The following is a 25,446-nucleotide window of genomic DNA, read 5'->3' as shown; positions in this document are numbered from 1 at the left end:
TGGTGCTGCCGCTCACCCGCGCCGCGATCGCCGTCGGCGCCGACGGCGTCATCATCGACGTCCACCCCCAGCCCGAGATCGCCCTGTGCGACGGCCCGCAGGCCCTGGTCGAGGACGACCTGCACGAGCTGGCCCGCTCGATCCGGCACCTGGCCGAGTTCTCCGGGCGCACGCCCGCCACGCGGCGCGAGCTCGTGGCCGGCTGAGGCATCGGGTCCAGGGAGATACGGGAGAGCATGATGAAGTCGTTGAGGATCCGCCGCGTCACCGTCATCGGCACCGGTGTCATCGGCACCTCCATCGCCCTCGGGCTGCGGCGCGCCGGCGTCCACGTCGCCCTGGCCGACCGCGACACCGCCTCGCTGGCGCAGGCGCAGCTCATGGGGGCGGGCGTCGCCCTGGCCCCCGGCGCGCCGGCCGCCGACGTGGTCGTCATCGCCACCCCGCCGTCCACCATCGCCGCCGTGCTGCGCGACGCCCAGGCCCGCGGCCTCGGCGCCGTCTACACCGACGTGGCCAGCACCAAGGGAGGCGTCCTCGCCGACGTCGAGCGGGCCGGGTGCGACCTCACGACCTTCGTCCCCGGCCACCCGATGGCCGGCCGCGAGATCTCCGGCCCCGCCGCCGGGCGCGCCGAGCTGTTCGAGGGCCGGCCGTGGGCGCTGTGCCCGCACCCGGACACCACCCCCGAGGCCGTCCGCCTGGTCGCCGAGCTGGTCGCGGTGTGCGGCGCGGAGTCCACCGTGCTCGCCCCCGACGCCCACGACCGGGCCGTCGCGGCCACCTCGCACGCCCCGCACGTCATCTCCGCCGCGCTCGCGGCGCGGTTCGCCGGCGCCGACCAGACGGCGCTGTCGCTGGTGGGCACGGGGCTGCGCGACACCACCCGGATCGCCAACGGCGCTCCCGGCCTGTGGGTCGACATCCTCGACCAGAACGCCGAGTCGGTCGCCGACGTGCTGGACGCCGTCGTGCGCGACCTCACCCGCGCCGCCTCCGCGCTGCGGGGCGGCAAGGGCGCCCGGCACGACGCGCTGGCCGATCTGCTCACCCGCGGCAACATCGGCCGCGAGCACATCGTCGGGGCGTCCCGGCGGGCGGAGACGGAAGAGCGGACGCTCACCGCGGCGGCTTGACCGGCGGTCCTGACAAACTGGAAACAGAGAGCGCACTTTCAAAGAAGAACCCCAGGGCGTCCGGTCGAGACAATGTTGGGGCAAGCATTTCGACTGATGGTCGTGGCCCGGCCACCGCGGCGGAAAGGAGCGTGCCGACCGGCATGACAGGTGAATCGTCTGGTATGAGGCCTTCGGCGGCATCGCGGCCCGCGATGCGTTCCGGCGGAAGAATCCACGCATCAGCCTGTCGACCCGTGTCGGTGTGTCGTTTCGTAGCTGGCTCTGACCGGTTCCCGGCCTCGTCGACGTGGCTCGCCTCAACTCCCGCTCCTTGTCGTCCCCCGACGCGAAGAGCGCGGAGCCTCGGCTCTGTGCTGCTGTCGAAATCGTTCCTGGCGATTGTTGGTTGCTCCGCTCGTCGAAGTCTCCCGCATCTCCCGGGCGCCGTTGGCGCCCTGACGGTGGATGTCTAGAGGCGAGCGCCGCTGCCGGAAGTCGATGGCGGGTTTACCCCATATCGCAAATCCGGACAATCCGGCTTGATATTGAGCACATCCATGTAAATCGCACCACTCGCGCAGTAATGGCCAAACCGCAGTAAGTACGGCCGACGTAGAGAGGAACAGGAATTTGACTGGCGATGTGCAGGTCAAAGCTGGGCGAAAGGAGTGGGTGGGGCTGGCGATGCTCGCCGTCCCAACGCTGCTCGTCTCGTTCGACATGTTCGTGCTGCTCCTAGCACTGCCGCACATGACCACCGAGCTCGGTCTCAGCAGCACCGACCAGCTCTGGATCGTGGACATCTACGGGTTCATGGTCGCGGGCTTCCTCATCACGATGGGCACCCTCGGTGACCGCATCGGGCGCCGGAAGCTGCTTCTCATCGGCGCGGCGGCGTTCGGCGTCGCCTCCGTGGTGGCGGCCTACTCCACCAGCGCCGGGATGCTGATCGCGGCCCGGGCGGTGCTCGGCGTCGCTGGCGCCACGCTCGGCCCGTCCTCGCTCTCGCTCATCAGCAACATGTTCCGCGACGACAAGGAGCGCGGCGTCGCCATCGGCATCTGGGCCGCCTGCTTCTCCGTCGGCGCGATCGTCGGCCCCATCATCGGCGGCGTGATGCTGCAGCACTTCTGGTGGGGCTCGGTCTTCCTGCTGGGCGTGCCGGCGATGGTGGTGCTTCTCGCGGGGGGCCGTGCCTTCCTGCCCGAGTACCGCAACGAGGGCGCCGGGCGCGTCGACCTGGCGAGCGTGGCCCTGTCACTGGCGGCGATCCTGCCGTTCATCTGGGGCGTCAAGGAGCTGGCCAAGCACGGCTGGGGCGCGGCGCCGGTCATCTCCGTCGTCGCCGGCCTGGTCATCGGCTACCTGTTCCTGCGTCGTCAGCGCGTGCTGGCGCACCCGCTGATGGACCTCAGCCTCTTCAAGAGCCGCATCTTCAACAGCACCCTGACCAGCATGCTCCTCGTCAGCGCCGTCACCGGCACGAGCATCCTGTTCATCACCGGGTACTACCAGTCGGTCGCGGGAATGGACCCGCTCACGGCCGGTCTCGGCCTGCTCCCCGGCATGACCGGGGGTATCATCAGCGTGCTCGTGGCCCCGCACCTCGCCGGCAGGTTCAAGACGTCCCACCTCATCGCCGGCGGCCTGCTGATCACCTCCGCGGGCCTGCTGGTGCTCACCCAGGTGAGCGCCACGGCCGGCCCGGTCGGGCTCATGATCGGGTTCGCGCTGTGCAGCTTGGGCGGCGGCCCCCTGCTCACGCTGGGCACCGGCCTGGTGGTCGGCTTCGTCCCGCCGGAGAAGGCGGGCACGGCGTCGTCGCTGACCCAGGTCGCCAACGAGTTCGGCTACGCGATCGGCATCGCCACCCTCGGCACGATCGGCACCCTGGTGTACCGCACGCAGATCGCCGACACCCTTCCGGCCGGTCTGCCGGCACAGGGCGCGGCGGCCGCCGGCGAGAGCGTCGCCGGAGCCACCGCGGTGGCCGGGAGCCTGCCCGAGCAGATCGGCTCGGCGCTGCTCGGCGTCGCCCGTGAGGCGTTCACCAACGGCCTGCACGTCGTGGCCGCCGTCGGCGGCATCCTGCTGATCGGGGTGGCCATCATGAACGCCATCGTGCTCAAGGACCTGCCGTCGCCCGGCCAGTCGCAGCCCCCGGCCCCGCCGGAGGCGCCCGAGGAGGCCGCTCCCACCCCCGAGCCGGTGGCCGCCCGCGAGGGCTGACCGCCGCCCACCCCTACCCCTACCGGACCCCTGTCCCATGATCGGAAGACATCGAGAATTCCGTCAGGGGCAGGCGTCCGGGAAGGCCCGAGCCGTACGATCGTCGCGAGGATCAACCGTGAGACGGCTCGACGTAGTGAGACACCAACACCAACGGAAGGAAAGCCTGATGGCTCAGTTCGCGATTCTGGTCTACGCTCCCGCGCCCGCCGACTGGACGGACGTCCCGGCGGACGAGCTCGAGGCGCACGGCGTCTACGGGGGCCAGATCGAGGAGCTCGGTGGCAGCACCGTCAGCGCGCAGGCCCTCCAGCCGAGCACCACCGCCAAGTCGGTGCGCGCCAACGGCGCCGTCAGCGACGGCCCGTTCGTCGACTCCAAGGAAGTACTGGGCGGCTTCAGCGTGATCGAGGCTCGTGACATCGACCACGCCGTGGAGATCGCCAAGCTCAGCCCCGCCACCTGGCGTGGCGGCGTCGAGGTCCGCCCGATCTTCGGCTGAGACCGAGTACGCCCACGGCCGCCGCGCGCGGCCGGCACCCCGGCGCATCGTCGTGAAGCGAGCCCCCAGCTCGCCGCGACGGTGCGCTTTTCGGTTTCCCGGGCCCCGCCTCACCGCGGCGGTGACCGCTGGACGACACGGCGCCTGGGAGCCTGGCCGGCACGCGTGCCTGGGTGACGGGGGAGGAGCCGCGCGGCGTCGAGGACGCCGTCGAGGAGCCGCTCGACGTTGCCGGGCGCCCGGCTGAGCACCGGCGATCGGAACGTCCGCAGACATGATGGTGCCCGGCCAGGTCGGGGAGTGGAATGGGGTCCACGGCCGACCTGGCCGGGCTTTCCGCCGGCGGAACCCCGATGGGGGGAGCGGTCGGTTCCTGCCGGTGGTCTTCAGGGCGGGTCGCCTGCCTGTTCGGCAGGGCGTCGCGCCGGTGGTTCGAGGAAGGGCTCAGCCCGCCGGCGGCCCGGCGGGGCGGGGGGTCAGCGGGCGGGTGGTGCGGGGTCGGCCTGCGCGGCGCCGGCCGTCGCGGGCGCCCGCGCCTCGGCGGGGGCCTCGGCGAACGGGGGTTCGGCGATCGCCTCGACGGTGGACATGCGCGGGCGGCGGCGGGAGTAGGCGAAGCGGCGCATGATCGGGCGCTCCACCAGGTGGTACATGAGCGCGGCGATCCCCAGCGACACGGCGAGGATCAGCGCGACCACGGCCAGGGCCACCGGAGTGCTGTAGCTCCGGTTGCCCAGCAGGTAGGGGATGTACAGCATCACGAGCAGGTGGACCATGTAGAAGGCGAAGGAGACCTCGCCGAGCCACACCATGACCCGGCTGCTCGCCCAGCTCCGCCTCCGCTCGACGTCCGCCACGGCCGCGTTGGCGATGAGCAGGCCGATCGGCACCACCATCACGGCCACCTGCGGGTACGACAGCGGGAACGACGGCGCCACGACGTAGGCCGCGACGCACAGCGCCGCCGACCCGCCGACGCCGAGCGGCACCCTCCGGCCGGTCATCACGATCCTGGCCAGGATGATGCCGAAGAGGAACTCCAGCATGCGCACCGGCGGGAACTTGGAGGTGAACCAGAACTCGAAGTGCGTGGACTGCGGCAGCGGCAGCCACGGGCCCGTCGCCAGCGCGGAAGCCACCAGCGGGACCAGGAGGATCGCCGTCACGACGACCCCCGCCCACAGCCACAGGCGCTGCGGCCGGATCTTGTGGACCAGGAACGCGAGCAGCGGGAAGCACAGGTAGAACAGCGCCTCGGCCGACAGCGACCAGGACACGGAGTTGAAGCTCGTCCAGATCTCCTGGGGCGGGAAGTACGCCTGCAGCAGCAGCACGTTCAGCATGGCGTTCCCGCCGTCGAAGGGCGTCTTGAACACCCCGACGAACAGGACCGCCGCGGCGACGAAGGTCAGCAGGTGGTTCGGCCAGATCTTCAGCGCACGACGCCGCCAGAACGACCCCAGACGATCCCCGGGGCGCATCGACCAGGTGAGGACGAAGCCGCTGAGGATGAAGAAGAAGCTGACGCCGAGCCAGGCGCTCTGCCAGAACACGCTCGCCACCTCGCCGCGGGCGGGCAGCATCTGCCACGCCTGCGAGGCGAACAACGGCGTTAACACCGCGTGGAACGCGAATACGCTGATCGCCGCCAGGAAACGCAGGCCCGTCAGTGACGGTAGCTGGGGCTTCGGAGTCGCCGGATCGGGCTCGGCTGTTGTCGGCGTGTTCACCATGTGACGTGCCTTTCCAAGGTCGGGCTCCCGGGAACTCGATCAAGCGGTCAGATGCACGGGCACACCACTTTCGGGCGCCCGCCAACCAATGAGCCCGTGCATCAAGCGTGGCGTTTCACGCCTCTCGCCACATATTCCGTATTGCGGAGTTGATCGGCCGCCGCCGCGCCGCGCCCGCGCCGGTGTGTGAGGCCGGCGGCCCGTTCGCCCGGGCCGGCGGTGCGCGGGCCCCGGCCGGCGCGGGCCGATGCGGCCCCCCAGCCATATGGCATCGACCTCTATGTGCGCATTCCTGGAGATGCGACGGACCGTGCGCAAGGGCAACGATTTGGCGGTGTGAGTCGACTCTCGCACGCAGCACCGAAGGAGAAGACCATGCCCCAGCCGGACAGATGGGACCTGTTGATCAAGCGCGACGATCTGACGGTCAGCGAGATCCGCGCCGTGTCCTGCCCCCGACTGGAGCCGGGTCAGGTGCGGCTGGCCGTCGAGAAGTTCGGGCTGACGACCAACAACGCCACCTACGCGCGCTTCGGCGAGTCCGAGATCCCGTTCTTCGACGCGTTCCCCGGCCCCGAAGGCTATGGGCGGGTGCCCATCTGGGGTTACGCCCTGGTGGAGGAGTCCCTGCACCCCGACATCGCCGTCGGCGACCGCTTCTTCGGCTACATGCCGATGTCCACCCACCACGTCGTGGCTCCGGAGATCACGCCGCGCGGGTTCGCCGACACGACCCCGCAGCGCCAGTTCCTGCACCCCTGGTACTGGAACTTCGAGCGGGCCGGCGCGCCCGACGGCCTGGACGACCGGCGTGCGCTCATCCACCCGGTCTACCCGGCCGCCTACAGCCTCGCCGACATGATCACGCGGCAGGCCGAGCGCGGCGCCCGGTCGGTGATCGTCACCAGTGCCTCAAGCAAGGTGTCCATCGGCCTGGTCGAGGAGCTGGCCGCGCGCGACTCCGGCCTGGCCGCCGTCGGCCTGACGGCCGCCCGGCACGTCGAGTTCGTCCGGGCGCTCGACCTGTACGACACGGTCGCCTCCTACGACGAGCTCGCGACGGTCGAGGCCGCAGGGCCTTCGGTGTTCGTGGACGTCACCGGCGACGCCAAGGTGCGGATCAACGTCAGCCAGCGATTCGCCGACGACCTGCTCAACACCACGCTGATCGGTTTCACCCATCCCGAAGCCGCCGTCTTCCCGCCCCCCGGGCTGGGCGGGCCGGAGGCCGAGGGCTTCTTCACCCCGGCGGTCGAGTGGCAGGCCGTCGAGGAGGAGGGCGCCGACTCCTACTACGGCCGCTACACCAAGTCGGAGGACCGCTTCCTGGAGAGCACGGAGTCGTGGCTCACGATCCGCCAGGCCCAGGGTCCCGAGGCGATCGCCGAGGTGTTCGGCTCCGTGCTGGCCGGAAAGCTGCCTCCCGACCTGAGCTACATCCTGCGTCCCTGACCGACCGGGCCACCAGCTTCACACAGGGCCCCGCGGCCCGAAGGCGCGTCGCGGAGACCGCGGGCGGGACGTCCCGATCAAGGAACGTGACAACGCCTCCCCGGGCGTTCCGCCACCCCAGCAGGTCGCCCCTTGACGGGGCGGCGGTACGTCACCCGCGACGGTGACACGAACGGCTCGATGCCGGGCCTCGTCGAGCAGGAGGAACAACCGTGACAGTAGATACACAGAACGTGGGGGCGCCAGAGCGCCCGGTGGAGACGGCGCGGCCGGCGAGCGGGCCCCGCGCGCCGAAGCCGTTCTGGCGTCGCCCCTGGATCATTCCGCTCGCGCTGGTCGTCCTGGCGTTCCTGGTCTACGAGGCAATGATCTACGTGCCCGAGGAGACCGCGCCGCTTCCCCCGCACGACCACTTCCCGATGTACTACCCGCTGCTGGCGGTGCACATGTTCGTCGGCACCCTGGCGATGATCACCGTCGTCCTGCAGGTGTGGCCGAAGCTGCGCAAGCGCTACCCCAAGGTGCACCGGGTCAGCGGCCGGGTGTACGTGGTGTCGGCGATGATCGGCGGAGTCATCGGCCTCATCCTCGTGCCGTTCGCGCCGCCGATCGGCCAGATCGGCGTGGCCTTCGCCACGTTGTCCTGGATCGGCTTCACCGTGACCGGCTTCGTGTACGCCCGCAAGGGGCTGTACGCGCAGCACCGCCGCTTCATGCTCTACAGCTTCGCCATCGTGATGAACAACGTCGTCGGCACCGTCATCACCAACGTGCTGATGCGGATGCCGTTCGAGGTCAGCTTCACCTACCTGCTCGAAGCCGCCCGCTGGGTCGGCTGGGTGGGCAACCTCATGGTCGTCCAGTGGTGGCTGTACCGCACCGCCGGGCGCAAGCTCGAGGTCCCCGCCGGCAAGTCGGTCAACGTCTGACCGGACGACCGCCACGCGCGACCCCCGCCGCGTGGCCGGCAGGCACCCCTGCCGGCCACGCGGCTTCGCCATGCCCGCGCCCGGCCGCGCCGGCCGGGCGCCGCCCGGTCCGCCGGCGCCGCGCACGGAACGACCCCGGCCGCACCGTTCCCCGGCCGCGCCCTGCCCGCAGCACCGTCTCCCGGGCCGCACCCTGCCCGCCGTGCCCGGCCGCGGCGGGGCGGCACATGAGAAACCGGTGGCACCGCCGCGCGGGCGGCGGTACCACCGGTGGGAAGAGCACGGAGGCGCGGGGGCCGGGCAGGGCGCCCGCGGGGCGGGCGCCGCGGCCTCAGCTGTCGATGAGCAGGCAGTGCGCGGCGCGGGGGCCCGTGCCGGTGCAGTTGGTGCCGTAGTCGTCCAGCAGCCGCTCCGCCTCGGCGGCGGCGGCCTTGAAGCGCTCGATCGGGTCGGCGCCGCGGCCCATGATGTCCTCCATCGCGTACATCATGGCGTGCTGGATCTGCGCGAAGTGGCCGACGATCGCGCCCTTGGAACCGGGCGAGCCGTCGATCATGTCGAGCTGCGTGGTCGCCACCCGGTGGTAGGGGTGCACCTCGTACCAGCCCTCACGCTCCAGCAGCTCGGCCGCCGCGTTGGTGACCGGCGCCGAGCCGTACACCCTGTGCCACTCGGCGGCGTTGCGCGGGTTGTTGAGGTACTGCATGAAGGCCAGCGCGCCGTCCTCGGTCTCCTTGTCCAGCCCGTCGGCGATCCAGATGGCGTCCCCGCCGATCCAGTTGCCCGCGAAGGGGATGTCGGCGTTGTACGGCGTCGGCGTCGCCACGGCCTCGAAGCCGTTCTCCTCGCCCGCCTTGGCCATGTACGGCGCCTCGAACGACGAGCTCAGCCGGAAGGCGACCTGCTGGTCGGAGAACGCCTTGGACGAGCCCGCCCAGTCCTCCAGCTTCCCGGTGTAGAGGTAGTGGCCCTCCCGGTGCATCCGCGCCCACCAGGTGACGTAGGCGAGCATCTCGGGCGAGGCCAGGTCGACGGTGGTCGCGCGGCCGTTGCGGCCGTTGACGTTGCCGGCCAGCAGGGCGCCCTGGTGGGCCATCGCCTGCTGGAAGAACTTGCCGTCGTTGGCCCAGCTGATGCCGTGCGAGGGGCCGTCGGGAAGCTCCTTCAGCAGCTTGCACGCCTCCTCGATGCCCTGCCAGGTGGTCGGCACCTCGGTGATGCCCACCCGCCGCAGCATCGTCATGTTGGTGTACAGGTGCATCGTCGACAGCGTCACCGGCATGGCGCGGAACGAGCCGTCGATCGTGTAGAACTCCCGGCCGGCGGCGACGATGTCGCCGAGCACCACCGGGTGGCCGAGGATCTCGGTGCGCCCGGCGATCGCCGTCTCCACGGAGGTCCACAGCGGCCTGCCGTCGGGGGTCAGGGTGTCGAGCGCGAGCTGGGTGGCTCCGCTGTAGTAGGACGCGATCGTCGGCGGGCGGCCGTCCAGGGTCGCCTTGGAGATCTCCTCGGCGAGGTTCTGGAAGTAGAAGCTTCCCACGTTGACGCGGTATCGCGGATGCAGCTCCTCGAACTCCCTGGCCCGCTGCTTGATCGGGTCGAGGAAGTTGGGGAAGGTGTACCCCGAGAACAGGGCGTCGATGACGATCCGGTCGGAGTGGTTCGCCTCACTCACGTGCGCATCCTTTCGTGAAGGCAAGCCGGGGCCCATGGCGGCCTAGAAGCGGCCTGAATCGCCTGGTCGCGTTCCCGGCGGCCGGGCGCGAGACGCGGGGCCGTCCACTTTCTCAACGCCCATCGTCGCCACCTTCGCCGTCCGCGCGCATCTTTACGCTTGCTGTCTCCCCGCGCCCGGCCACGGGGAAGGGGGGCGCCGCAGGGGGCCGAGGGGAGCGGCCCCGGCGAGCCGATGAAGAGCACATGGGGAGATGCACCCAGGTCGGCGCGCGCTCAGGCTGGTGATAGCCGAGCGGACCATGACCGAGTCGGGCGGTGGCCCACGTCGCCGACCGGCCGTTGGAGGAACGAATATGACCGAAGTACAGAACCACGGCTCTCCGAACGGTGCGGCGGCCGTCGCCGGCGCCTCCACGGCGAGCCACGGGACGTTTTTCGGCGCTTCGACCATCACCCGCGACGACCCCCGCTACGACAGCCTGCTGCGCGGCACCAACCACCGGTTCGTCGGCAGCCCCGACTACGTGCGTGTGGTCAGCACGACCCGGCAGGTCGTCGAAGCCCTGGACGAGGCGGTGGCCGCCGGCAAGCGGCTCGCCGTGCGCAGCGGCGGGCACGGGCAGGAGAACTTCATCGCCAACCCCGAGGTCAAGGTCCTGCTCGACATCTCGGAGATGACCGGCGTCAGCTACGACGCCTCGCGCCGCGCCTTCGCCATCGAGTCCGGCGCCACGCTCGGCCACGTCTACCGCGTGCTGTTCAAGGGCTGGGGCGTCACCATCCCCGGCGGGATGTGCCCGGAGGTCGGCGTCGGAGGCCACTTCGCCGGCGGCGGCTTCGGCCCCCTGTCGCGCACCCACGGCGCGGTCGTCGACTACCTCTACGCCGTCGAGGTCGTGGTGGTCGGCGAGGACGGCAAGGCCAGGGTCGTGGTCGGCACCCGCGAGCCGGACGACCCCAACCACGACCTGTGGTGGGCGCACACCGGCGGCGGCGGCGGCAACTTCGGCATCGTCACCCGCTACTGGGTGCGCACCCCGGACGCCACCTCGGCCGACCCGGCCGAGCTGCTGCCCAAGGCCCCGGCCGCGACCCGCAACGGGGCGGCCATCTGGTCGTGGGACTCCATCGGCGAGGACGGCTTCCGCAGGCTGATGCGCAACTTCGGCGACTGGTGCGAGCGCAACAACGACGCGGACTCGCCGTTCGCGCCGCTGTTCCCCTTCATGCACGTCGCCCACCACACCCTGCCGCCGGGCTGCATGGTCGGCGCGCTCATCGACGACGGCGTGCCCGGCGCCGAGGAGAAGATGGCCGCCTTCCTGTCCGCGGTGGGCGAGGGGATCGGCGCCGACCCGTTCGTCTCCCTGCAGGACGTCACGCCCTGGCTGTACACCGCGGCCTACCCCAACTACGGCGACCCGGGCGACCCGCAGACGCGCCGCTTCAAGCTCAAGGCCGCGTACCACCGCAAGGGCTACAACGACCAGCAGATCGCGGCCATCTACCGTCATATGAAGGGCGAGGTGTTCAACCCGGCCTCGCTCCTGCTGGTCGGGTACGGCGGCAAGGTGAACACCGTGGCCCCGGACGCCACGGCGACCGCGCAGCGCGACTCGATCTTCAAGGCCGCCTACCAGGGCGCCTGGGCCTCGGCGGCCGACGACGAGGCCTACATCGACCGCATCCGCGAGCTGTACGCCGACATCTACGCCGAGACCGGCGGCGCGCCCGTGCCGAACGACCAGACCGACGGCGCCTACATCAACTACCCCGACGCCGACCTGGCGGACCCGGCGCTCAACACCTCCGGCGTCCCGTGGCACGACCTCTACTACAAGGGCAACTACCCGCGCCTGCAGCAGATCAAGAAGCGCTACGACCCGCGCAACGTGTTCCGCCACGTCCTGTCGATCCAGCCCCCGCAGTAGCGCCCCGACCCCGCGGCGTACCGCCGTCGCGGTGCCGCCCCGAACGTCGCGGCGGTGTCCCACCCGGCCTTCCCGATCCGTATCCACACCCCTTCTCAGTTTTCGCTGGTACGCGGGAACGCCGGCCAGCTCTACCGACAAGATCTTGGAGAAACACATGGAGAACGGCTGCCCCGTCGTCCTGGACGTCACCGGCACGGACATCCACGCGGAGGCCGAGCGCGTGCGCGCCCTGGGCCCCGCGGTCCAGGTCGAGCTCCCCGGCGGCGTCAAGGCGTGGATGCTCACCAGCAACTCGGTCGTCCGCAAGGTGCTGACCGACCCGCGCGTCACCAAGAGCGCCCGCGCCCACTGGCCGGCGTTCACCAACGGTGAGATCCCGCCGGACTGGGAGCTCATCAGCTGGGTCGCGATGGACAACATCTCGACCTCCTGGGGCAAGGACCACCTCCGGCTGCGCAGGCTGGTCGGCAAGGCCTTCACCCCGCGCCGCATCGAGGCGATCAAGCCGCGCATCGTCGAGCTGACCAACCAGCTCCTGGACGGGCTCGCCACCGCCGAGCCCGGCGAGGTCGTCGACCTGCGCCAGCGCTTCGCCTACCCGCTGCCCGCCAAGCTGGTCGCCGACATCATCGGCATGGACCACAGCGTGCTGGAGAAGACGGCCGTCGTCATCAACATGATGGTGGACACCACCGTCAGCCCCGAGACGGCCCACTCGATCCTCACCGGCTGGCGCGAGGCGATGATCGACTTCATCGCCTCCAAGCGCGCCAACCCGGGCGAGGACATCACCAGCGACCTCATCGCCGCGCGCGACGACGAGGACGGCTCCCGTCTGACCGAGGGCGAGCTGACCGACACCATCTTCGCCATCCTCGGCGCGGGCTCCGAGACCACGATCAACTTCCTGTCCAACGCCGTGACCCAGCTGCTCAGCAACCGCGACCAGCTTGAGCAGGTCATCGCGGGCACCCTGTCGTGGGACAGCGTCCTGGAGGAGGTGCTGCGCGTACAGGCCCCGCTGGCCAGCCTGCCGCTGCGCTTCGCCGCCGACGACATCGAGCTGGACGGCGTCACCATCCGCAAGGGCGACCCCATCCTGGTCAACTACACCGCCGTCGGCCGCGACCCCGAGGTGCACGGCGCCAGCGCCTGCGAGTTCGACGTGGCCCGCGCCGACAAGGAGCACATCTCCTTCGGCTACGGCCCGCACTACTGCCTGGGCGCGGGCATCGCCCGCCTGGTCGGCTCGATCGGCCTGTCCACGCTGTTCGAGCGGTTCCCGGAGATCAGCCTGGCCGTGCCGGCCGAGGAGCTCCAGCCGCTGCCCACCTTCATCATGAACGGCCACCGCGAGCTGCCCGTCCGGCTGACCGCGCGGGTGCCCGCCGAGGCTCACTGACCGTCACATCGCATTTCCGAAGGTGCCGGGCGCGCGGCTCGCGTGTGATGGTGGCTGAACGCCCGGCACCTCCGATCCTCGTCATGGAACAGGTGGACCGGGCCCGCCCGGTCCACCTGTTCGTCTCTCCGGACGCCGCGCGCCACGGCGTACCACGCGAGCCGGCGGCCGGCGTGTCCCTGTGCGTACCGGTCAACGATCACGTGGAGACGCAGTGAGGAAAGTCATCCTGTCGACGTTCGTGACGCTCGACGGCCTCATCGAGGGGCCCGAAGGCCAGAACGGCTGGAACATCGACGTCTTCGACGAGGAGATGGAGCGCTACGCGGGCGAGCAGCTCGACGAGGTCGACACCCTGCTGCTCGGCCGGGTCACCTACGACCTCTTCGCCGACGCCTGGCCGCGGGAGGAGGGCGACGTCGCCGGCAAGATGAACGCCATCGCCAAGGTCGTGTTCTCCCGGACGCCCCGCACGCTCGACTGGAACAACTCCCGGCAGGCGGGCCCCGACCTCGCCGCCGAGATCGCCGCGCTCAAGGCCGCGCCCGGCAAGGACATGCTGATCTACGGCAGCGCGGCCCTCTCGCGCGACCTCATGCGGCTCGGCCTCATCGACGAGTACCGCATGTGGGTGCACCCGGTGATCCTCGGCAAGGGCAAGCCCCTGTTCGAGGACTTCGAGGACCGCGTCGACCTCGAACTCGTGCGGACCCGGGTGTTCGAACCCGGCGTCTGCATCCTGTACTACCGCCCGGCGTGAGCGGCCGGCCGCGCGACGGCCGTGCCCGCGTCCCGGCGTGACCGCGCAACACGAAAGATGTGGCGCGAAGTCCCCGGTGTGATGATTGAAACCTCGTACTGGTCCGGTCACAGAGCCCATCGGAGGCTGGCGTGAAGGTTGGCTTGGTAATCGGGGACTACGCCTGGCAGGGGGGCCCCGCCCGCATCGCCGACACGCTGGTGGAGATCGGCCAGTCGGCCGACGACGCCGGGTTCTCGCTGATCGGCGCCGGCGACCACCTCTGGCAGGGCCCGCACGCCGGCGGCCCGGAGTCGCCCTTCCTCGAGTGCTTCACCGCCCTCTCCGTGCTCGCCGCCCACACCCGCAGGGTCCGGCTGGCCCCGGTCGTGGCGGGCGTCCACTTCCGGCAGCCGGGGCTGCTCGCCAAGACGGTGACGAGCCTGGACGTGCTGTCCAAGGGCCGGGCCATGCTGGGCCTCGGCGTCGGCTGGTACGAGGACGAGGCCGTCGGCATGGGCATCGGCTACCCGTCGCTGGCCGCGCGCTTCGAGATGCTCGAAGAGACGGTGCAGATCTGCCACCGCCTGTGGGACGGCGAGCAGGGCGACCAGCGCCCGTTCGAGGGTGCGCACTACCAGCTCCAGCGGCCGCTGAACAACCCGCAGAACATCACCCGGCCGCACCCCCCGATCATGATCGGCGGCGGCGGCGAGAAGAAGACGCTGCGCCTGGTCGCCAAGTACGCCGACGCCTGCAACCTCTACCCGGGCCCCGACCTGCCCGCCAAGCTCGACGTCCTGCGCGCGCACTGCGTGGACGAGGGCCGCGACTACGACGCGATCGAGAAGACCGTCATCTTCCCCTTCGACGTCGGCCCCGACGGCGCCGGCGCCGCCGACCTCGTCACCCACCTGCGCTCGCTCGCCGAGGCCGGCGTCCAGACCGCCCTGGGCATCGTGTCCGGCCCCGACCCCGTCCGCCAGGTGGAGCTCATCGGCAAGAAGGTCGTCCCCGCCGTCGCCGACGCCTGAGCCCGGGGGGGCCTCACGGTGTGGTGGCCACGGTGACGCCGAGGTGCGACTCGACGGTCGAGACCTTGTGGGCGAAGACGGTGTCCCCGGCCGGGTACCCGCCGATGATCATGCCGTTGATCGTCGCCCCGCTGCCGGACGCCGACGGTGTGTAGACGGGCCCGCCGGAGTCGCCGATCTGGCCGATGAGCGACCCCGGCTTGCTGATGACCAGCAGGTTCGTCGTCATGCCGCCGCCCTGCAGGTAGAAGCCGACGGTGCTGGTGACGACGCCGCCGCACTTGGCCTTCGTCAGCCGGCCGCTCGTGCAGACCGAGGCGCCGAGCGCCGGGTCGGCCTTTCCGGTGACCGTCCGGGAGATCGGGCTGCCCGGATCGGTGTAGATCTTGTTGGTGTACGCGCCGCCGCCCGCGACGGCGATCATGTCGAAGGCGGGATAGCCGTTCTCGCCCTGGGCGGTGCCGAAGTAGTGCGGGCCGGAGGCCAGGCCGTCACCGTCGTCGAAGCAGTGCCCGGCGGACACCGAGCCCCGCGCCCCGCCGGGCAGGAGCACCGTGAAGCCCGACGTGCAGGTGGTGGTGGCCACCTGGATCTCCGCGCCGCCCCAGTGCGGGGACGCGTCGCCGGCGCGCGCGCCCGTCAGCGAGCCCTTCAGCCGCGCGGGCGCCTTCTCCTCCAGCGACACCCGGCGGCCCAGCCGCTCCTTCAGCGCCCGCGCCACGTCGCGGTCGGCCGGGCCGAACGCCACGCGCAGGGACGCGCCGTCGCGGGCCGGGTAGCCGAGCAGCGTGGCCTGCCTCGCCCGGGGATGCCAGGCCAGCGCCCTGACCACCTCATACGCCTCGCGCACCGCCGCCGGCTCCGCGCAGATCGGGTCGGGCCCGGGCCCGGCGCACGCCGGGCCGCCTGGCACGTCGGCCGAGGCCACCGTCCCCGCCCCCACCAGCGCCGCCACTCCCACGCTCAAACCGGCCAGACGCAGCTTCGTCGCATACATCAGCCACTCCTTCCTCGTCACGGATGAACCGGCCCCGGCCGTCTGGCCGGGGCCGTCTAACGCTCGCCGGTTGCGATGACCCCGGCGATGGTCGCGAGCGCCGCGCGCAGGGCGTGCTCGTCCAGGTGCGCGTAGCCGATGACCAGCCCAGTCCTTCGCGGGCCGGGCAGGCGGTGGTAGTCGGCCAGCGTGGCCACCCGCACGCCCGCCGACCGCAGCCGGGCGGCCAGCGCCACGTCGTCCGCGCCGTCGGGGAGCCGCAGGACGGCGTGCGCCCCGGCGCCGGTCCCGAGCAGGCGCACCGACGGCAGCCGGTCGGCCACCACCTCGCCGATGACCCGGCGGGCCGCGCGGATCCGCGCCCCGGTCCTGCGGACGTGCCGGGCCGCCTGCCCGCTCCGCAGCAGCTCGGTCATCGTCGACTGCACGAGCGCGGGCACCGACTCGCCGGTCTCGTCCAGCAGCCGCCGCACCGCGCCGGCGGGCCACCGCCCGGCCACGAGGTACCCGAGCCGCAGCTCGGGCGCGAACAGTCCCTCGAACGAGCCCACGTACACCGTCCGGCCGTCCGGGTCGAGCGAGTACAGGGCCGGCATCGGCGTGCCGTTCTGCCCGAACTCCGCGCCGTCGTCCACCTCGACCAGCACCGCCCCCGTGCGCCGCCGCCACCGCACGGCCGCCAGGCGCCGCGCCATCGGCAGCGTGCCGCCGAGCGGCATCTGGTGCCGGGGGGACAGCACCGCGCACGCGGCGTCGCCGGGCAGTTCCTCGGGCAGCACGCCCAGCTCGTCGGCCGGGACGGGGAACAGCCGGGCGCCGCGCCCGGTGAGCGAGCGGTCGAGCCGGATCGGCCCCGGCTCCTCCACCGCCACGACCGTCCCGGGCGGCAGGACGCTCCTGGCGAGCACGTCGACGGCGTGCTCCGCCGACCAGGTGACGATCACCTCCTCCGGCGAGCAGACGAGCCCTCTGCTCCCGCGCAGGTAGCGGCAGATCTCCCGCCGCAGCTCGGCCGAGCCGGTCGCGACGAACTCGGCGGGCGGGGTGGGCCGGTGACTGGCCTGGTGGCACACCGACCGCCAGGCGCGGACCGGGAAGCTCCCCAGCGACGACTGCCCGGGCCGCAGGTCGGTGACCGGCCTGGCCCGCCGGGGCTCCGCGACCGGCACGAGGCGCCGCGGCGCCTCGCGGGGCGCGCGGTCGCGCTGCGCGGCGGCCGGCGCGCCCCGTCCCGGCTCCGCGGCGGGCGAGCCGGGCCGCGGGCCGCCGTGCGCGGGGGCCGCGGGCCCGGCGACGTACGTGCCCGACCCGGGCCGGGACTCCAGCACGCCGCTGCGCAGCAGGTCGTCGAACGCGGCCAGCGTCACCGACCGCGAGATGCCGAGGACCTCCGCGAACACGCGCGTGGAGGGCAGCCGGTCGCCCGGCTCCAGCGCCCCGCCCCTGATCGCGCCGCGGATCTGGCGCTCCAGCTGCTCGCGGTAGGGCGTGCGACTGCCGGGGTCGAGCATGACCGGGAGGTTGAGGGGTTCTGGATGCCGCACGGTGTGCCCTTCCCGCGATACGTCGTCGTCCGCCAGAGCAGAGCATCGCGGGAATGGGCGGGGGAGTCGTCAGGGATACCCCCAGCCTCACCCCCCAGGGTTTTCCTCCCGGATGAGGCCGTCCGCCGAACCGGGCCGTACCGGTTCGGGGCTGATTCTCGGGCATTGTGGTCGGCGCGCGAGGGCCGGGATCACGGAGGATCTCCGGGACATCGGCATCGTCGGCGAGGAGCGTGGTCATGTCCGCTGGTCTCCGGAGCAGCGAGGAACTGCTGAGCCTGGTCTACTCCCCGGGTGAGCAGGAGAACCTCTACCGGCACTACGCGAGCCTGCTGGAGGCCGCACCGGTGCACTTCACCCCCGAGGGCGGGTGCGTCGTCGTCAGCCACTCCGGCTGCGAGCAGGTGCTGCGCGGGCGCGCGTTCAGCGCGCTCGGCCCGGAGATCCTCAACGAGGTGCGGCCCGACTGGCGGGTGCACCCGGCGTACGTCACCGGCTACGGCGGGATGTTCGGCATGAACCCGCCCGAGCACACCCGGCTGCGCAAGCTGGCGATGGACGCCTTCACCCCGCGCAGGGTCGAGCTGATGGAGGACACCATCCAGGAGCTCGTCGACGAGCTGGTCGGCGACATGGCGCGCCGCGCCGCAGGCGGGCAGCCCGTCGACTTCATGGCCTGCCTGGCCGACCCCCTGCCGGTGCTGGTCATCGGCGACCTGCTCGGCGTGCCGAGGACCGAGCACGAGCGGCTCCGGCGGACGATGCGGGAGTGGCTGCGGGTGTTCGAGCCGACGGTCACCGAGGAGGAGGTCGCCCTGGCCGACGCGGCCGCGGTCGGGCTGTGGGGCTACCTCGGCGACCTGATCGCCGACCGGCGGGCGCACCCGGGGGACGACCTGCTGTCGGAGCTGATCCGCGGCTCGGCCGACGGCGACCGCCTCTCCCCGGGCGACCTCATCGGCATGGTGGCCTCGCTCTACGTGGCGGGCTTCGACACCACCACCAACCTGCTCGCCAACGGCATGAAGGCGCTGTGCGACCACCCGGACCGGGCGCGCGAACTGCGCTCGACGCCCGGGCTGGCACGCTCGGCCGTGGAGGAGCTGCTCCGCTTCGACGCCCCCTTCCCGTTCACCACCCGCGTGGCCACCGAGGACGTGGAGGTCGACGGGTACCGCGTCCCGGCGCGCACGCACGTCACCCTGTTCCTCGCGGCGGCCAACCACGATCCCGAGGTCTTCCCCGACCCCGGCCGCCTCGACCTGCACCGCCGCCCGAACCCGCATCTGACGCTGGGCCACGGCGTCCACTTCTGCCTCGGCGCCCACCTGGCCCGCCTGGAGGCGAAGGTCGCCTTCCCCACCCTGCTGCGCCGCTTCGCCGACCTCAGCCTGGCGGCCCCCCCGACCCGCAGGGCGAGCCTGGCCATCCACGGCTACTCCGTCATGCCCGTACACGCGGTGGAGTGAACGACGCCGAAAGCGACGGCCGCGAGACGGCCCCTGCCCCGGGGGCCGTCTCGCGGCTTTCCGCGCCTCGCCGACGGTCGTGGCGTCCCGCGCTTGGTGATCACGCGTTCGCCCACGGTGAGATCTTGGCGGCCCGCTTCGTTAGAAGAGACGAAGGGGTGAGCCACCCGATCGGTCCCACCGGGTTCCGGTCGCCGGCGGTCCCTCCGCCTCCAGCGGGCAGAACGCTGATCCCACCGCCTGGTAAGGAGCTTTCGCATGCCCAGGAGCAGGAAGCCGAGCCCCGTCGCCTGGCTTTCCGCGACGCTCTCCGTCCCACCGCCGATGGGCGTGAGCGCCGCGTCGTTCGCGAGGTTCGTGATCGGGGCGTCCCCGTCGCAGTCCCTCGCCTTCGGGTTCGGCGTGACCGTGGCCGGCCTGGTCGCGGGGGGCGTCTGTCTCGCCCTGCTCTGCTGGCCCGCCCTGGTCAACTCCCACGCCGACGCGAGGGTGAAGGTGAGGGCGCACGGCGACGTGCGCGACAACCCGCTGCTGGCAACGGCGCACGCCCAGGTCGCGCGGGCGACCGTGCACAGCACGGCGATCGCCTCGGGGGCGCTCGACGGCGACCAGGTCGTGCGGATCGCCAACCACGAGGGCGCGTGTGAGGGAGAGCCTCCCGTCGGATGAGACGTGAGGCTCTCCCGGAAGGGCGTCGGCATCCCCCCGGGACGCCGCTCCGCCGTTCTGTCGTCCGGCCGGTCGCGAGGCCGGTCAGGTCGTGAAGGTTCCGAGCGGAGGTCGAATCACGAGATCCTCCGCCGGAGTTCGCCGTGCGCGACGGCCGCCGCGCCCGGCCGTCCGGCGCCTTTCCCGTTCATGTTTCCTCCCCACGAGGAAATCCGCGTGACGGATCGTCGAGTGACTTGATGCTGGACGTTTCGCTGGAATATCGCGCGTACCGTTGTTCGGGAGCCTTCCTGTGCCGTCCCGACGCCTGCTCCGTCCTCCTGTGCTGGCGGCCCGGAGGGCATGCGCCGGAGACCGGCTGCGTTCCCTGGTAGCCGCGGCGGACCTCCGGAGGAAGCCACCGCACCACGGGCCACGAATAGGGCGGCTGAGGGTCGTTCGGCCCCGGGCCTCCCGGTTCGAAGGCGGGGTTCGGCCTGCCGAGGCAGTTCTCCGAGAAGTAGAAGGTGATCAGCCATCTCTCCACCGCCTCGGCCTCCGCCGTCAGGTACTCCCTGGCGCTTTCGTTCCCCTTTCCCGCGGACTCGATCCACCAGGCCAGAGCGTCGTCTCTCGAACCCTGCGTGTCGAAGATCTCCGCGATCCGCAGGGCTATGTCTCCGGCCCACTCCATGTCCGCGTCTTCGTGCGAGATGATGTAGGACGCCAGAAGGTCGTCCAGTTCCTGCTCGACGTCGTATCCAGGAGGAACCGGCGGGGCCCCGTCGGTGAGGCCGGGGCCGGCCCACGGGGTGCTTACCCCGTGGGCGGCCCGCTGCTCGCTCCGCCGCTGGTGGCCGAGCTCATGAGGAAGCTCGGAGTAGAAATCCATCAGCGCGGCGTGGCGATCGAAATCCGAGGCGTACCGGGCGAAGTCGTCGACGCACCGTCGAAGACCATCCTCATTGCCCATGTCGCCCCTCCCGTACGTATGTTGCCGTATTGTCGATCCTTTCTAGAGATGTGCGGAGCTGGGTTAGTCCTCGGTTCAGATAGTTGTATACCGCGTTTACGGATACCCCCATCAGTTCCGCCGTTTCCGTTCTCGAATAGCCTTCGTAGCACACCAGGAAAACAGCGTCCCGCAGTCGCCGCGGCAGCTTCAGCATCGCCCGCACCGCCGCCGCCCCATGTTCGGAGAGGTCGTCGTCGAGCGGATATCCGTCGCCGAGGAACTGGTCCAGCTCGCGGGCCGCGCCGACCGGCACCTCCTGCTTCTGGGCGCGGGAGCGCGACATGTCCACGGCCATGTTCGAGATCGCCTTCATCGCGTAGGCGACCCTCTTGCCGAACCACCTCTCGCGCGTGGGCCACGCGCACCAGAGCTTCACCATGGTCTTCTGAACCATGTCCTTCGCCCTGTCCTTGTCTCCGTTGCAGTGCGTCAGCGCGTACCGGTAGAGCCGCGGCGACACCTCAAGGTAGAAGGCGGCGAAGTCGACGTCGTTGCCGCTGCGGGGCGAACTGCTCCTGATGGCATCGTCACCCGCGCTTATGTCCAACCCTTCTCCTGGTGCTCGCGCGCACTCCGCGATAGTCCGCGTAAGAGCCTCATGAACCACGGGCTCCCTTCGACAGTGAGTGGATGTCCGAGCGGGGGGCCGGGGCCGCGAAGCGGTGAAGACGTGTCCGTGCTTCCCGCGCACTTCATCAAGGCACAACCCCCCTTCTCACCGTGTAGGAACGACGGGGGGCCGATTAATCTCACCTGTGAAATGTCATGGTTTTCTCGCCACCCCCCGAAGAAGGCCGTGAAGTGCTGAGATCCGCGGTGTCTCGGGGGCGGAACGCCGAAGACGCCCCGCGGCCGGTAGGCCGGGAGGCGTCCTCGGGGTGGTTCAGCTCGCCGGGGTGGCGGCTCCGGCCGCGGCCGGCTCGGGGGTGGCGGCGGGTTGTGGCGTTCCCGCGCCGGGGCCCCCGGAGGTGGACCCGGCGCCGGGGCGGGGGCGGCGGCGCGAGTAGGCGAACTTCTGCATGACCGGGCGTTCCACCAGGGCGTACAGCGCCCACGACAGCAGCACGGTGATGCCGAACAGGAGCGCCATCATCCCGTACGCGGCGGGCGTGCTCCAGCCGGTCGGCGAGCCGAACAGCTGGCGGATGTAGATCAGCACCAGGAAGTGCCACATGTAGAACGCGTAGGACGTCTCACCGAGCCAGGTGAAGACCTTGTTGCCCAGCCAGTTGGTCGTCCCCTGGGTGTCGCGCACGGCGCCGGCCATGACGACCAGGCCGACCGGGATGACGGAGATGGCGACGACCCGGTAGTGCATCGGGAGGAACTGCGCCAGCACGTACACGGCGATGGAGAACGCGAGGGCGCCGCCGAGGCCGAGCGGGACCCTCCTGCGGGTCATGACGATCCTGGCCAGCACCATGCCGAAGACGAACTCCAGCATCCGCACCGGCGGGAACTGCATGATGAACCACATCTCCAGCTCGGTGAGGCCGAAGCCGGGGATGGGGGGCTGCGCGGGCAGCAGCTTGGCCACGAGCGGCATGGCGAAGATGGCCGCGACCACGATCCCCGTCCACAGCCACAGCCGCTGGGGCCGGATGCGGTTGACCGCCCACGCCAGCAGCGGGAAGCACAGGTAGAAGAGCGCCTCACACGACAGCGACCACGCCGGGGTGTTCAGCGCCGTCCTGACGGCCAGGCTGGGCGAGTACGCCTGCAGCAGCAGCGCGTGCAGGGCCGTCGTCCCGCCGTCGAACGCCATGTTGGCCACGAACATCGTCAGCAGGACCGCGGCGATGAGCGTGACCAGGTAGTTCGGGTAGATCTTCAGGAAGCGGCGGCGCCAGAACGTCTTCGGCGTGTCCGTGGCGCGCTGCGCGTAGGTCAGCACGAAGCCACTCAGGACGAAGAAGTAGGAGACCGCTGCCCACCCACCCTGTAGCACGACGTTCATGAACGCCACCTGCGCCTCCATCGAGGCGAAGAGGCTGGCGCTGAGGGCGTGGGTGAGGAAGACCATTGCTGCGGAGATGAACCGCATTCCCGTTAACGACGGCAGACGGGATGGCAGGGCGACCGGTCCCGTACTGACGGGAGTAGCTAATTGCACCATTGACGCACCTTCTTACGTTCTGGCCGGTTCACTGCTCGAACAGGCGGCGGACCGGTCCATGTCTTGCACCTGGTCAAGGCGGTCGCCTTTCATCAAGCGGCAGGACACGACGATGGCAGCTCGGCGGCGGACATGCTTGTCCGAGAATGCGGTCCTGTGCGGAGTGCGCGGTTTCCAGGGGGAACGCCGGCGAAGATAAGGGTCTTGCTACAGCGCAATACGAAAGATGCCTCGCGCGGCGCGGACGGGTGACGCTGGTCTGCATGGCCGAATGCGACGGTTAAGGCCGTGCCGATGGCATCCAACCAACCATTCGAGATAGGACCTGCGCGGCAATGTCTGTAGCCACGAACGTTCCCGAGTACGCAGTCGTGTCCCCGCCCGAGCCCGGGCTGACGCCGGCGGAGATCGTCGCCAGGGCGGAGGCCATCGCACCGACGCTCGTCGCGCGCCAGGCGGAGACCGAGCAGCGCACCTTCTACGCCGAGGACACCCACGAGGAGTTCCGGCGGGCCGGCTTCTACCGGATCCTCGTCCCGCGGCGGTACGGCGGCTACGAGTTCGGCATCGACACGTTCATGCGGGTCACGATGGCGCTGACCCGCGGCTGCCCCTCGACCGGCTGGATGTACTGCCTCGGGTCGGCGCACGCGCTGATCGTCGCCTCGCTGTTCGACGACGAGACGCAGGCCGAGCTGTTCGCGAGCGGCGAGTTCATCTGCCCCGCCACCGTCGCGCCGAGCGGCACCAACGAGCGCACCCCCGAGGGCGACTACGTGCTCAGCGGCACCTGGAACTACTGCTCCGGCTCGCCGTACGCCACCCACTTCCTCGGCCACACGCTGGTGTCGCACGAGGAGGGGCAGCCGCCGGAGCCCGTCATGTTCGTCGCGCCGCGCAGCGAGTGGAGCCGCCTGAGCGACTGGGGCGGCCAGCTCGGCCTCAAGGGCAGCGGCTCGCACAGCATCACCATGGACGGCGCCCGCGTCCCGGCCCGCTACACGCTCAACACCCACGTCAGCCAGGTGTCGGTCACCGAGGGCACCCTCGGCCGCGAGATCCACGGCAACCCCGAGTACGGCGGCGGCCAGCTCAGCTTCATGGTGATCGAGGACGCCGCCCTCGCCGTCGGCATGGCGCGCTGCGCCCTGGACGCCTACGAGGAGCTGATGCGCACCAGGAGCACCCTGTTCCCGCCGCAGGTCCCGCGCGCCGAGGACGCCGACTACCAGTACTGGTACGGCGAGGCCGCCAGCATGATCGGCACGGGCGAGGCCGCCGTGCTCAACGCCATCCAGCAGTGGATCGACATCTGCACCGAAGGCGCGCACGCGGTCACCAACGAGCAGGAGATGCGGCTCGCCTCGATCTGCCACCAGGTGGTCAACCTGTGCTGGCACGCGGTCGAGAACTACCTGTTCCCGACGGCCGGCTCCAGCGCGGTGCGCCAGGGCCAGCGGATCGAGCGCGTCTGGCGGGACATGTCCATGTTCCACAGCCACGCCGGATTCGCCGTCTTCCTGTCCACCATCGCCAAGCGTCAGTACGCCAAGGCCCGCTTCGGCATCCAGGACGCGCCCCACTAGCCGTCCAGGCCCCAGAGCCCTGCTGGCCGTGTCCACCGACGATGCTGGACACGGCCGGCAGAGAACGCCGGCACGGGCCGGCGGCATTGCCAGAAAGGCGCCGCGACCGCGGCGCCTTTCTCGTCTCACCGGCGGCGCGGCTCCCGGACCGTTCATCTGTTCCCCGCCGTCCGCGTGCCTCCGCGGCGCGCCTGTCCTCGCCGTCCGCCGGCCCGGGGGGACGTCCGCGGCCCGGGGCCACACGTCACGAGGCCGCCCGGCTGGGGAGCCGGACGGCCGTGAGCGGGAGGGCGCGGCTCTCGGGTCGCGCGGCCGTCAGCGGGACGGCTTGCGGGCCGCGAGGATGACGTAGCCGATCTGGTGCTTCCTGGGAGCGAAGAAGCCCATGTGCCTGCGGGAGAACTCGGTGAGGGCCTCCTCGCCGAACTTGGCGGCCACCGTCTCGCGCTGGCCCATGGCCTCCTTGAGGTACTTGCCCTTCTTGCCGAACACCCGCGGGCCGCACTGCGTGTACTCCTCGACCTGGAAGCCGGCGGCCCTGGTGTACTCCAGCCACTGCGTGAGCGTGGGCAGCTCGCGCAGCTTGAGGGTGTCCATGAACGTGGCCACCCGGTCGGGGTCGGAGTCGGACTCCAGGCTGAAGTCCGAGAACGAGAGGCGCCCGCCCGGCCGCAGCACCCGGAACAGCTCGCTCAGCACCTGGGGCAGGTCGGGGGCGTTCTGCAGCGACTCCAGCGCCAGCACGGCGTCGAAGGAGTCGTCGGGGAACGACAGGTCCATGAAGTCGTCGTACAGGAAGCTCGTCTGGCCGGAGACGCCCTCGGCGGCGGCGCGCTCGTTGGCCCGCTCGATCTCGTAGTTGCTCACCGTGACGCCGGTGACGTGCACCCCGAACCGCTGCGCGAGGTACACCGCCGTCTGGCCGGGCCCGCAGCCCGCGTCGAGCACCCGCTCGCCCGCCCGCAGCCCCAGCGTGTCGGTGACCTTGATGCTGGTGCGCTGGACGGCCTCCGGCAGCGTGGCCTCGTCGTCGTTGTCGTACCAGTACCACATGTGGATCTGGCCGTCGCGGAGCTCGTCTCCGATGGGGGAGCCTTCGTCGTAGTGTGTGCCGATGTCGGCTGGGTCGATCAATTCCCTAGTCATGAATCGTCACTCCAATCGAGTGGCATCACAGGCCGCGTCGAACCGGGAAGGCCGGCGGCCGTGTCAGGGGAGAATCCGCCGGAGAGACGGGAGGCGTCTCCCGGAATACGGTTTCTCGTGCGGAATTCGACGAACCAGCCGTCCGGTCCGCCACCGGAGGTGGAGAACTCGCT

Annotated in this window: 21 protein-coding genes and 1 pseudogene; 14 read left to right on the top strand and 8 right to left on the bottom strand. The window is 71.0% G+C overall.

The annotated features are described in order from the left end of the window. From PYR91_RS03780 to PYR91_RS03765, 4 genes and pseudogenes are all read left to right on the top strand, one after another. A pseudogene (locus tag PYR91_RS03780) lies at nucleotides 1–206 on the top strand (3-deoxy-7-phosphoheptulonate synthase); the annotation flags it as partial. Nucleotides 207–239: 33 nt separating this feature from the next. Next, entirely contained in the window at nucleotides 240–1,136 is an 897-nt protein-coding gene (locus PYR91_RS03775; RefSeq protein WP_279777503.1) for a prephenate dehydrogenase, read from the top strand. Nucleotides 1,137–1,790: 654 nt separating this feature from the next. Then, nucleotides 1,791–3,347 carry an MFS transporter gene (locus tag PYR91_RS03770; RefSeq protein WP_279777502.1) on the top strand — a complete coding sequence of 519 codons (1,557 nt, stop codon included), beginning with the start codon at nucleotides 1,791–1,793 and terminating at the stop codon, nucleotides 3,345–3,347. Nucleotides 3,348–3,516: 169 nt separating this feature from the next. Continuing rightward, a complete protein-coding gene (locus tag PYR91_RS03765) occupies nucleotides 3,517–3,849 on the top strand; it encodes a YciI family protein (RefSeq protein ID WP_279777501.1) in 333 nt (110 codons plus the stop codon). A gap of 476 nt (nucleotides 3,850–4,325) precedes the next feature. Here the strand turns inward: PYR91_RS03765 and PYR91_RS03760 are convergent, their stop codons facing one another. Then, nucleotides 4,326–5,582: an acyltransferase gene (locus PYR91_RS03760; protein WP_279777500.1), complete on the bottom strand. Its 1,257-nt coding sequence runs from the start codon at nucleotides 5,580–5,582 to the stop codon at nucleotides 4,326–4,328. Between the two features lie 375 nt (nucleotides 5,583–5,957). Here PYR91_RS03760 and PYR91_RS03755 point away from each other — a divergent pair, with 375 nt between their 5' ends. Further along, nucleotides 5,958–7,034 carry a DUF2855 family protein gene (locus tag PYR91_RS03755; protein WP_279777499.1) on the top strand — a complete coding sequence of 359 codons (1,077 nt, stop codon included), beginning with the start codon at nucleotides 5,958–5,960 and terminating at the stop codon, nucleotides 7,032–7,034. 212 nt (nucleotides 7,035–7,246) lie between these two features. Further along, a complete protein-coding gene (locus PYR91_RS03750; RefSeq protein ID WP_279777498.1) occupies nucleotides 7,247–7,963 on the top strand; it encodes a DUF2306 domain-containing protein in 717 nt (238 codons plus the stop codon). A 331-nt stretch (nucleotides 7,964–8,294) separates the two neighbouring features. Here PYR91_RS03750 and PYR91_RS03745 read toward each other — a convergent pair whose 3' ends face one another. Continuing rightward, nucleotides 8,295–9,641, bottom strand: a complete 1,347-nt coding sequence (locus PYR91_RS03745) for an extracellular solute-binding protein (RefSeq protein WP_279777497.1) — start codon at nucleotides 9,639–9,641, stop codon at nucleotides 8,295–8,297. A gap of 355 nt (nucleotides 9,642–9,996) precedes the next feature. Here PYR91_RS03745 and PYR91_RS03740 point away from each other — a divergent pair, with 355 nt between their 5' ends. The 5 genes from PYR91_RS03740 (at nucleotide 9,997) to PYR91_RS03720 (ending at nucleotide 14,752) form a co-directional block, all read left to right on the top strand. Then, the gene (locus tag PYR91_RS03740; RefSeq protein ID WP_279777496.1) at nucleotides 9,997–11,574 is read left to right on the top strand and encodes a BBE domain-containing protein; all 1,578 of its coding nucleotides are present in this window, start codon (nucleotides 9,997–9,999) and stop codon (nucleotides 11,572–11,574) included. Between the two features lie 145 nt (nucleotides 11,575–11,719). Continuing rightward, on the top strand, nucleotides 11,720–12,979 hold the full coding sequence (locus PYR91_RS03735) for a cytochrome P450 (RefSeq protein ID WP_279777495.1): 1,260 nt from the start codon (nucleotides 11,720–11,722) through the stop codon (nucleotides 12,977–12,979). An 83-nt stretch (nucleotides 12,980–13,062) separates the two neighbouring features. Continuing rightward, the gene (locus tag PYR91_RS03730) at nucleotides 13,063–13,197 is read left to right on the top strand and encodes a hypothetical protein (RefSeq protein ID WP_279777494.1); all 135 of its coding nucleotides are present in this window, start codon (nucleotides 13,063–13,065) and stop codon (nucleotides 13,195–13,197) included. Then, nucleotides 13,194–13,739, top strand: coding sequence for a dihydrofolate reductase family protein (locus tag PYR91_RS03725; protein ID WP_279777493.1), 546 nt, complete (start codon nucleotides 13,194–13,196; stop codon nucleotides 13,737–13,739). The genes PYR91_RS03730 and PYR91_RS03725 overlap by 4 nt, the downstream gene beginning before the upstream one ends. Nucleotides 13,740–13,870: 131 nt before the next feature. Then, nucleotides 13,871–14,752, top strand: coding sequence for an LLM class F420-dependent oxidoreductase (locus PYR91_RS03720; protein ID WP_279777492.1), 882 nt, complete (start codon nucleotides 13,871–13,873; stop codon nucleotides 14,750–14,752). Between the two features lie 13 nt (nucleotides 14,753–14,765). Here PYR91_RS03720 and PYR91_RS03715 read toward each other — a convergent pair whose 3' ends face one another. Both PYR91_RS03715 and PYR91_RS03710 read right to left on the bottom strand, forming a co-directional pair. Further along, entirely contained in the window at nucleotides 14,766–15,749 is a 984-nt protein-coding gene (locus PYR91_RS03715; RefSeq protein WP_279777491.1) for a hypothetical protein, read from the bottom strand. Between the two features lie 56 nt (nucleotides 15,750–15,805). After that, the gene (locus PYR91_RS03710) at nucleotides 15,806–17,293 is read right to left on the bottom strand and encodes a PLP-dependent aminotransferase family protein (RefSeq protein ID WP_279777490.1); all 1,488 of its coding nucleotides are present in this window, start codon (nucleotides 17,291–17,293) and stop codon (nucleotides 15,806–15,808) included. 239 nt (nucleotides 17,294–17,532) lie between these two features. Between PYR91_RS03710 and PYR91_RS03705 the strand changes: the two genes are divergently transcribed. Then, nucleotides 17,533–18,762: a cytochrome P450 gene (locus PYR91_RS03705; RefSeq protein ID WP_279777489.1), complete on the top strand. Its 1,230-nt coding sequence runs from the start codon at nucleotides 17,533–17,535 to the stop codon at nucleotides 18,760–18,762. A gap of 258 nt (nucleotides 18,763–19,020) precedes the next feature. Next, the gene (locus tag PYR91_RS03700; protein ID WP_279777488.1) at nucleotides 19,021–19,431 is read left to right on the top strand and encodes a hypothetical protein; all 411 of its coding nucleotides are present in this window, start codon (nucleotides 19,021–19,023) and stop codon (nucleotides 19,429–19,431) included. A gap of 187 nt (nucleotides 19,432–19,618) precedes the next feature. Here the strand turns inward: PYR91_RS03700 and PYR91_RS03695 are convergent, their stop codons facing one another. The 3 genes from PYR91_RS03695 to PYR91_RS03685 all read right to left on the bottom strand — a co-directional run bounded on the left by PYR91_RS03695 (nucleotide 19,619) and on the right by PYR91_RS03685 (nucleotide 22,469). After that, nucleotides 19,619–20,383 (bottom strand): hypothetical protein, encoded by a 765-nt coding sequence (locus PYR91_RS03695; RefSeq protein ID WP_279777487.1) that lies wholly within the window; start codon nucleotides 20,381–20,383, stop codon nucleotides 19,619–19,621. Continuing rightward, nucleotides 20,373–20,972: an RNA polymerase sigma factor gene (locus tag PYR91_RS03690; RefSeq protein WP_279777486.1), complete on the bottom strand. Its 600-nt coding sequence runs from the start codon at nucleotides 20,970–20,972 to the stop codon at nucleotides 20,373–20,375. The genes PYR91_RS03695 and PYR91_RS03690 overlap by 11 nt, the downstream gene beginning before the upstream one ends. 336 nt (nucleotides 20,973–21,308) lie before the next feature. Continuing rightward, nucleotides 21,309–22,469, bottom strand: a complete 1,161-nt coding sequence (locus PYR91_RS03685; protein WP_347942856.1) for an acyltransferase — start codon at nucleotides 22,467–22,469, stop codon at nucleotides 21,309–21,311. Between the two features lie 407 nt (nucleotides 22,470–22,876). On the opposite strand from PYR91_RS03685, the gene PYR91_RS03680 reads away from it, so the two are divergent. Continuing rightward, entirely contained in the window at nucleotides 22,877–24,127 is a 1,251-nt protein-coding gene (locus PYR91_RS03680) for an acyl-CoA dehydrogenase family protein (protein WP_279777484.1), read from the top strand. A 315-nt stretch (nucleotides 24,128–24,442) separates the two neighbouring features. Here the strand turns inward: PYR91_RS03680 and PYR91_RS03675 are convergent, their stop codons facing one another. Continuing rightward, the gene (locus PYR91_RS03675) at nucleotides 24,443–25,273 is read right to left on the bottom strand and encodes a class I SAM-dependent methyltransferase (protein ID WP_279777483.1); all 831 of its coding nucleotides are present in this window, start codon (nucleotides 25,271–25,273) and stop codon (nucleotides 24,443–24,445) included. Nucleotides 25,274–25,446: the final 173 nt, after the last annotated feature.

It is taken from the genome of Sphaerisporangium sp. TRM90804 (genome assembly GCF_029846175.1).
Classification (GTDB): domain Bacteria; phylum Actinomycetota; class Actinomycetes; order Streptosporangiales; family Streptosporangiaceae; genus Sphaerisporangium.
Note: the sequence above shows the minus strand (reverse complement) of the source record. Positions and strands in the feature narration are given on the sequence as shown.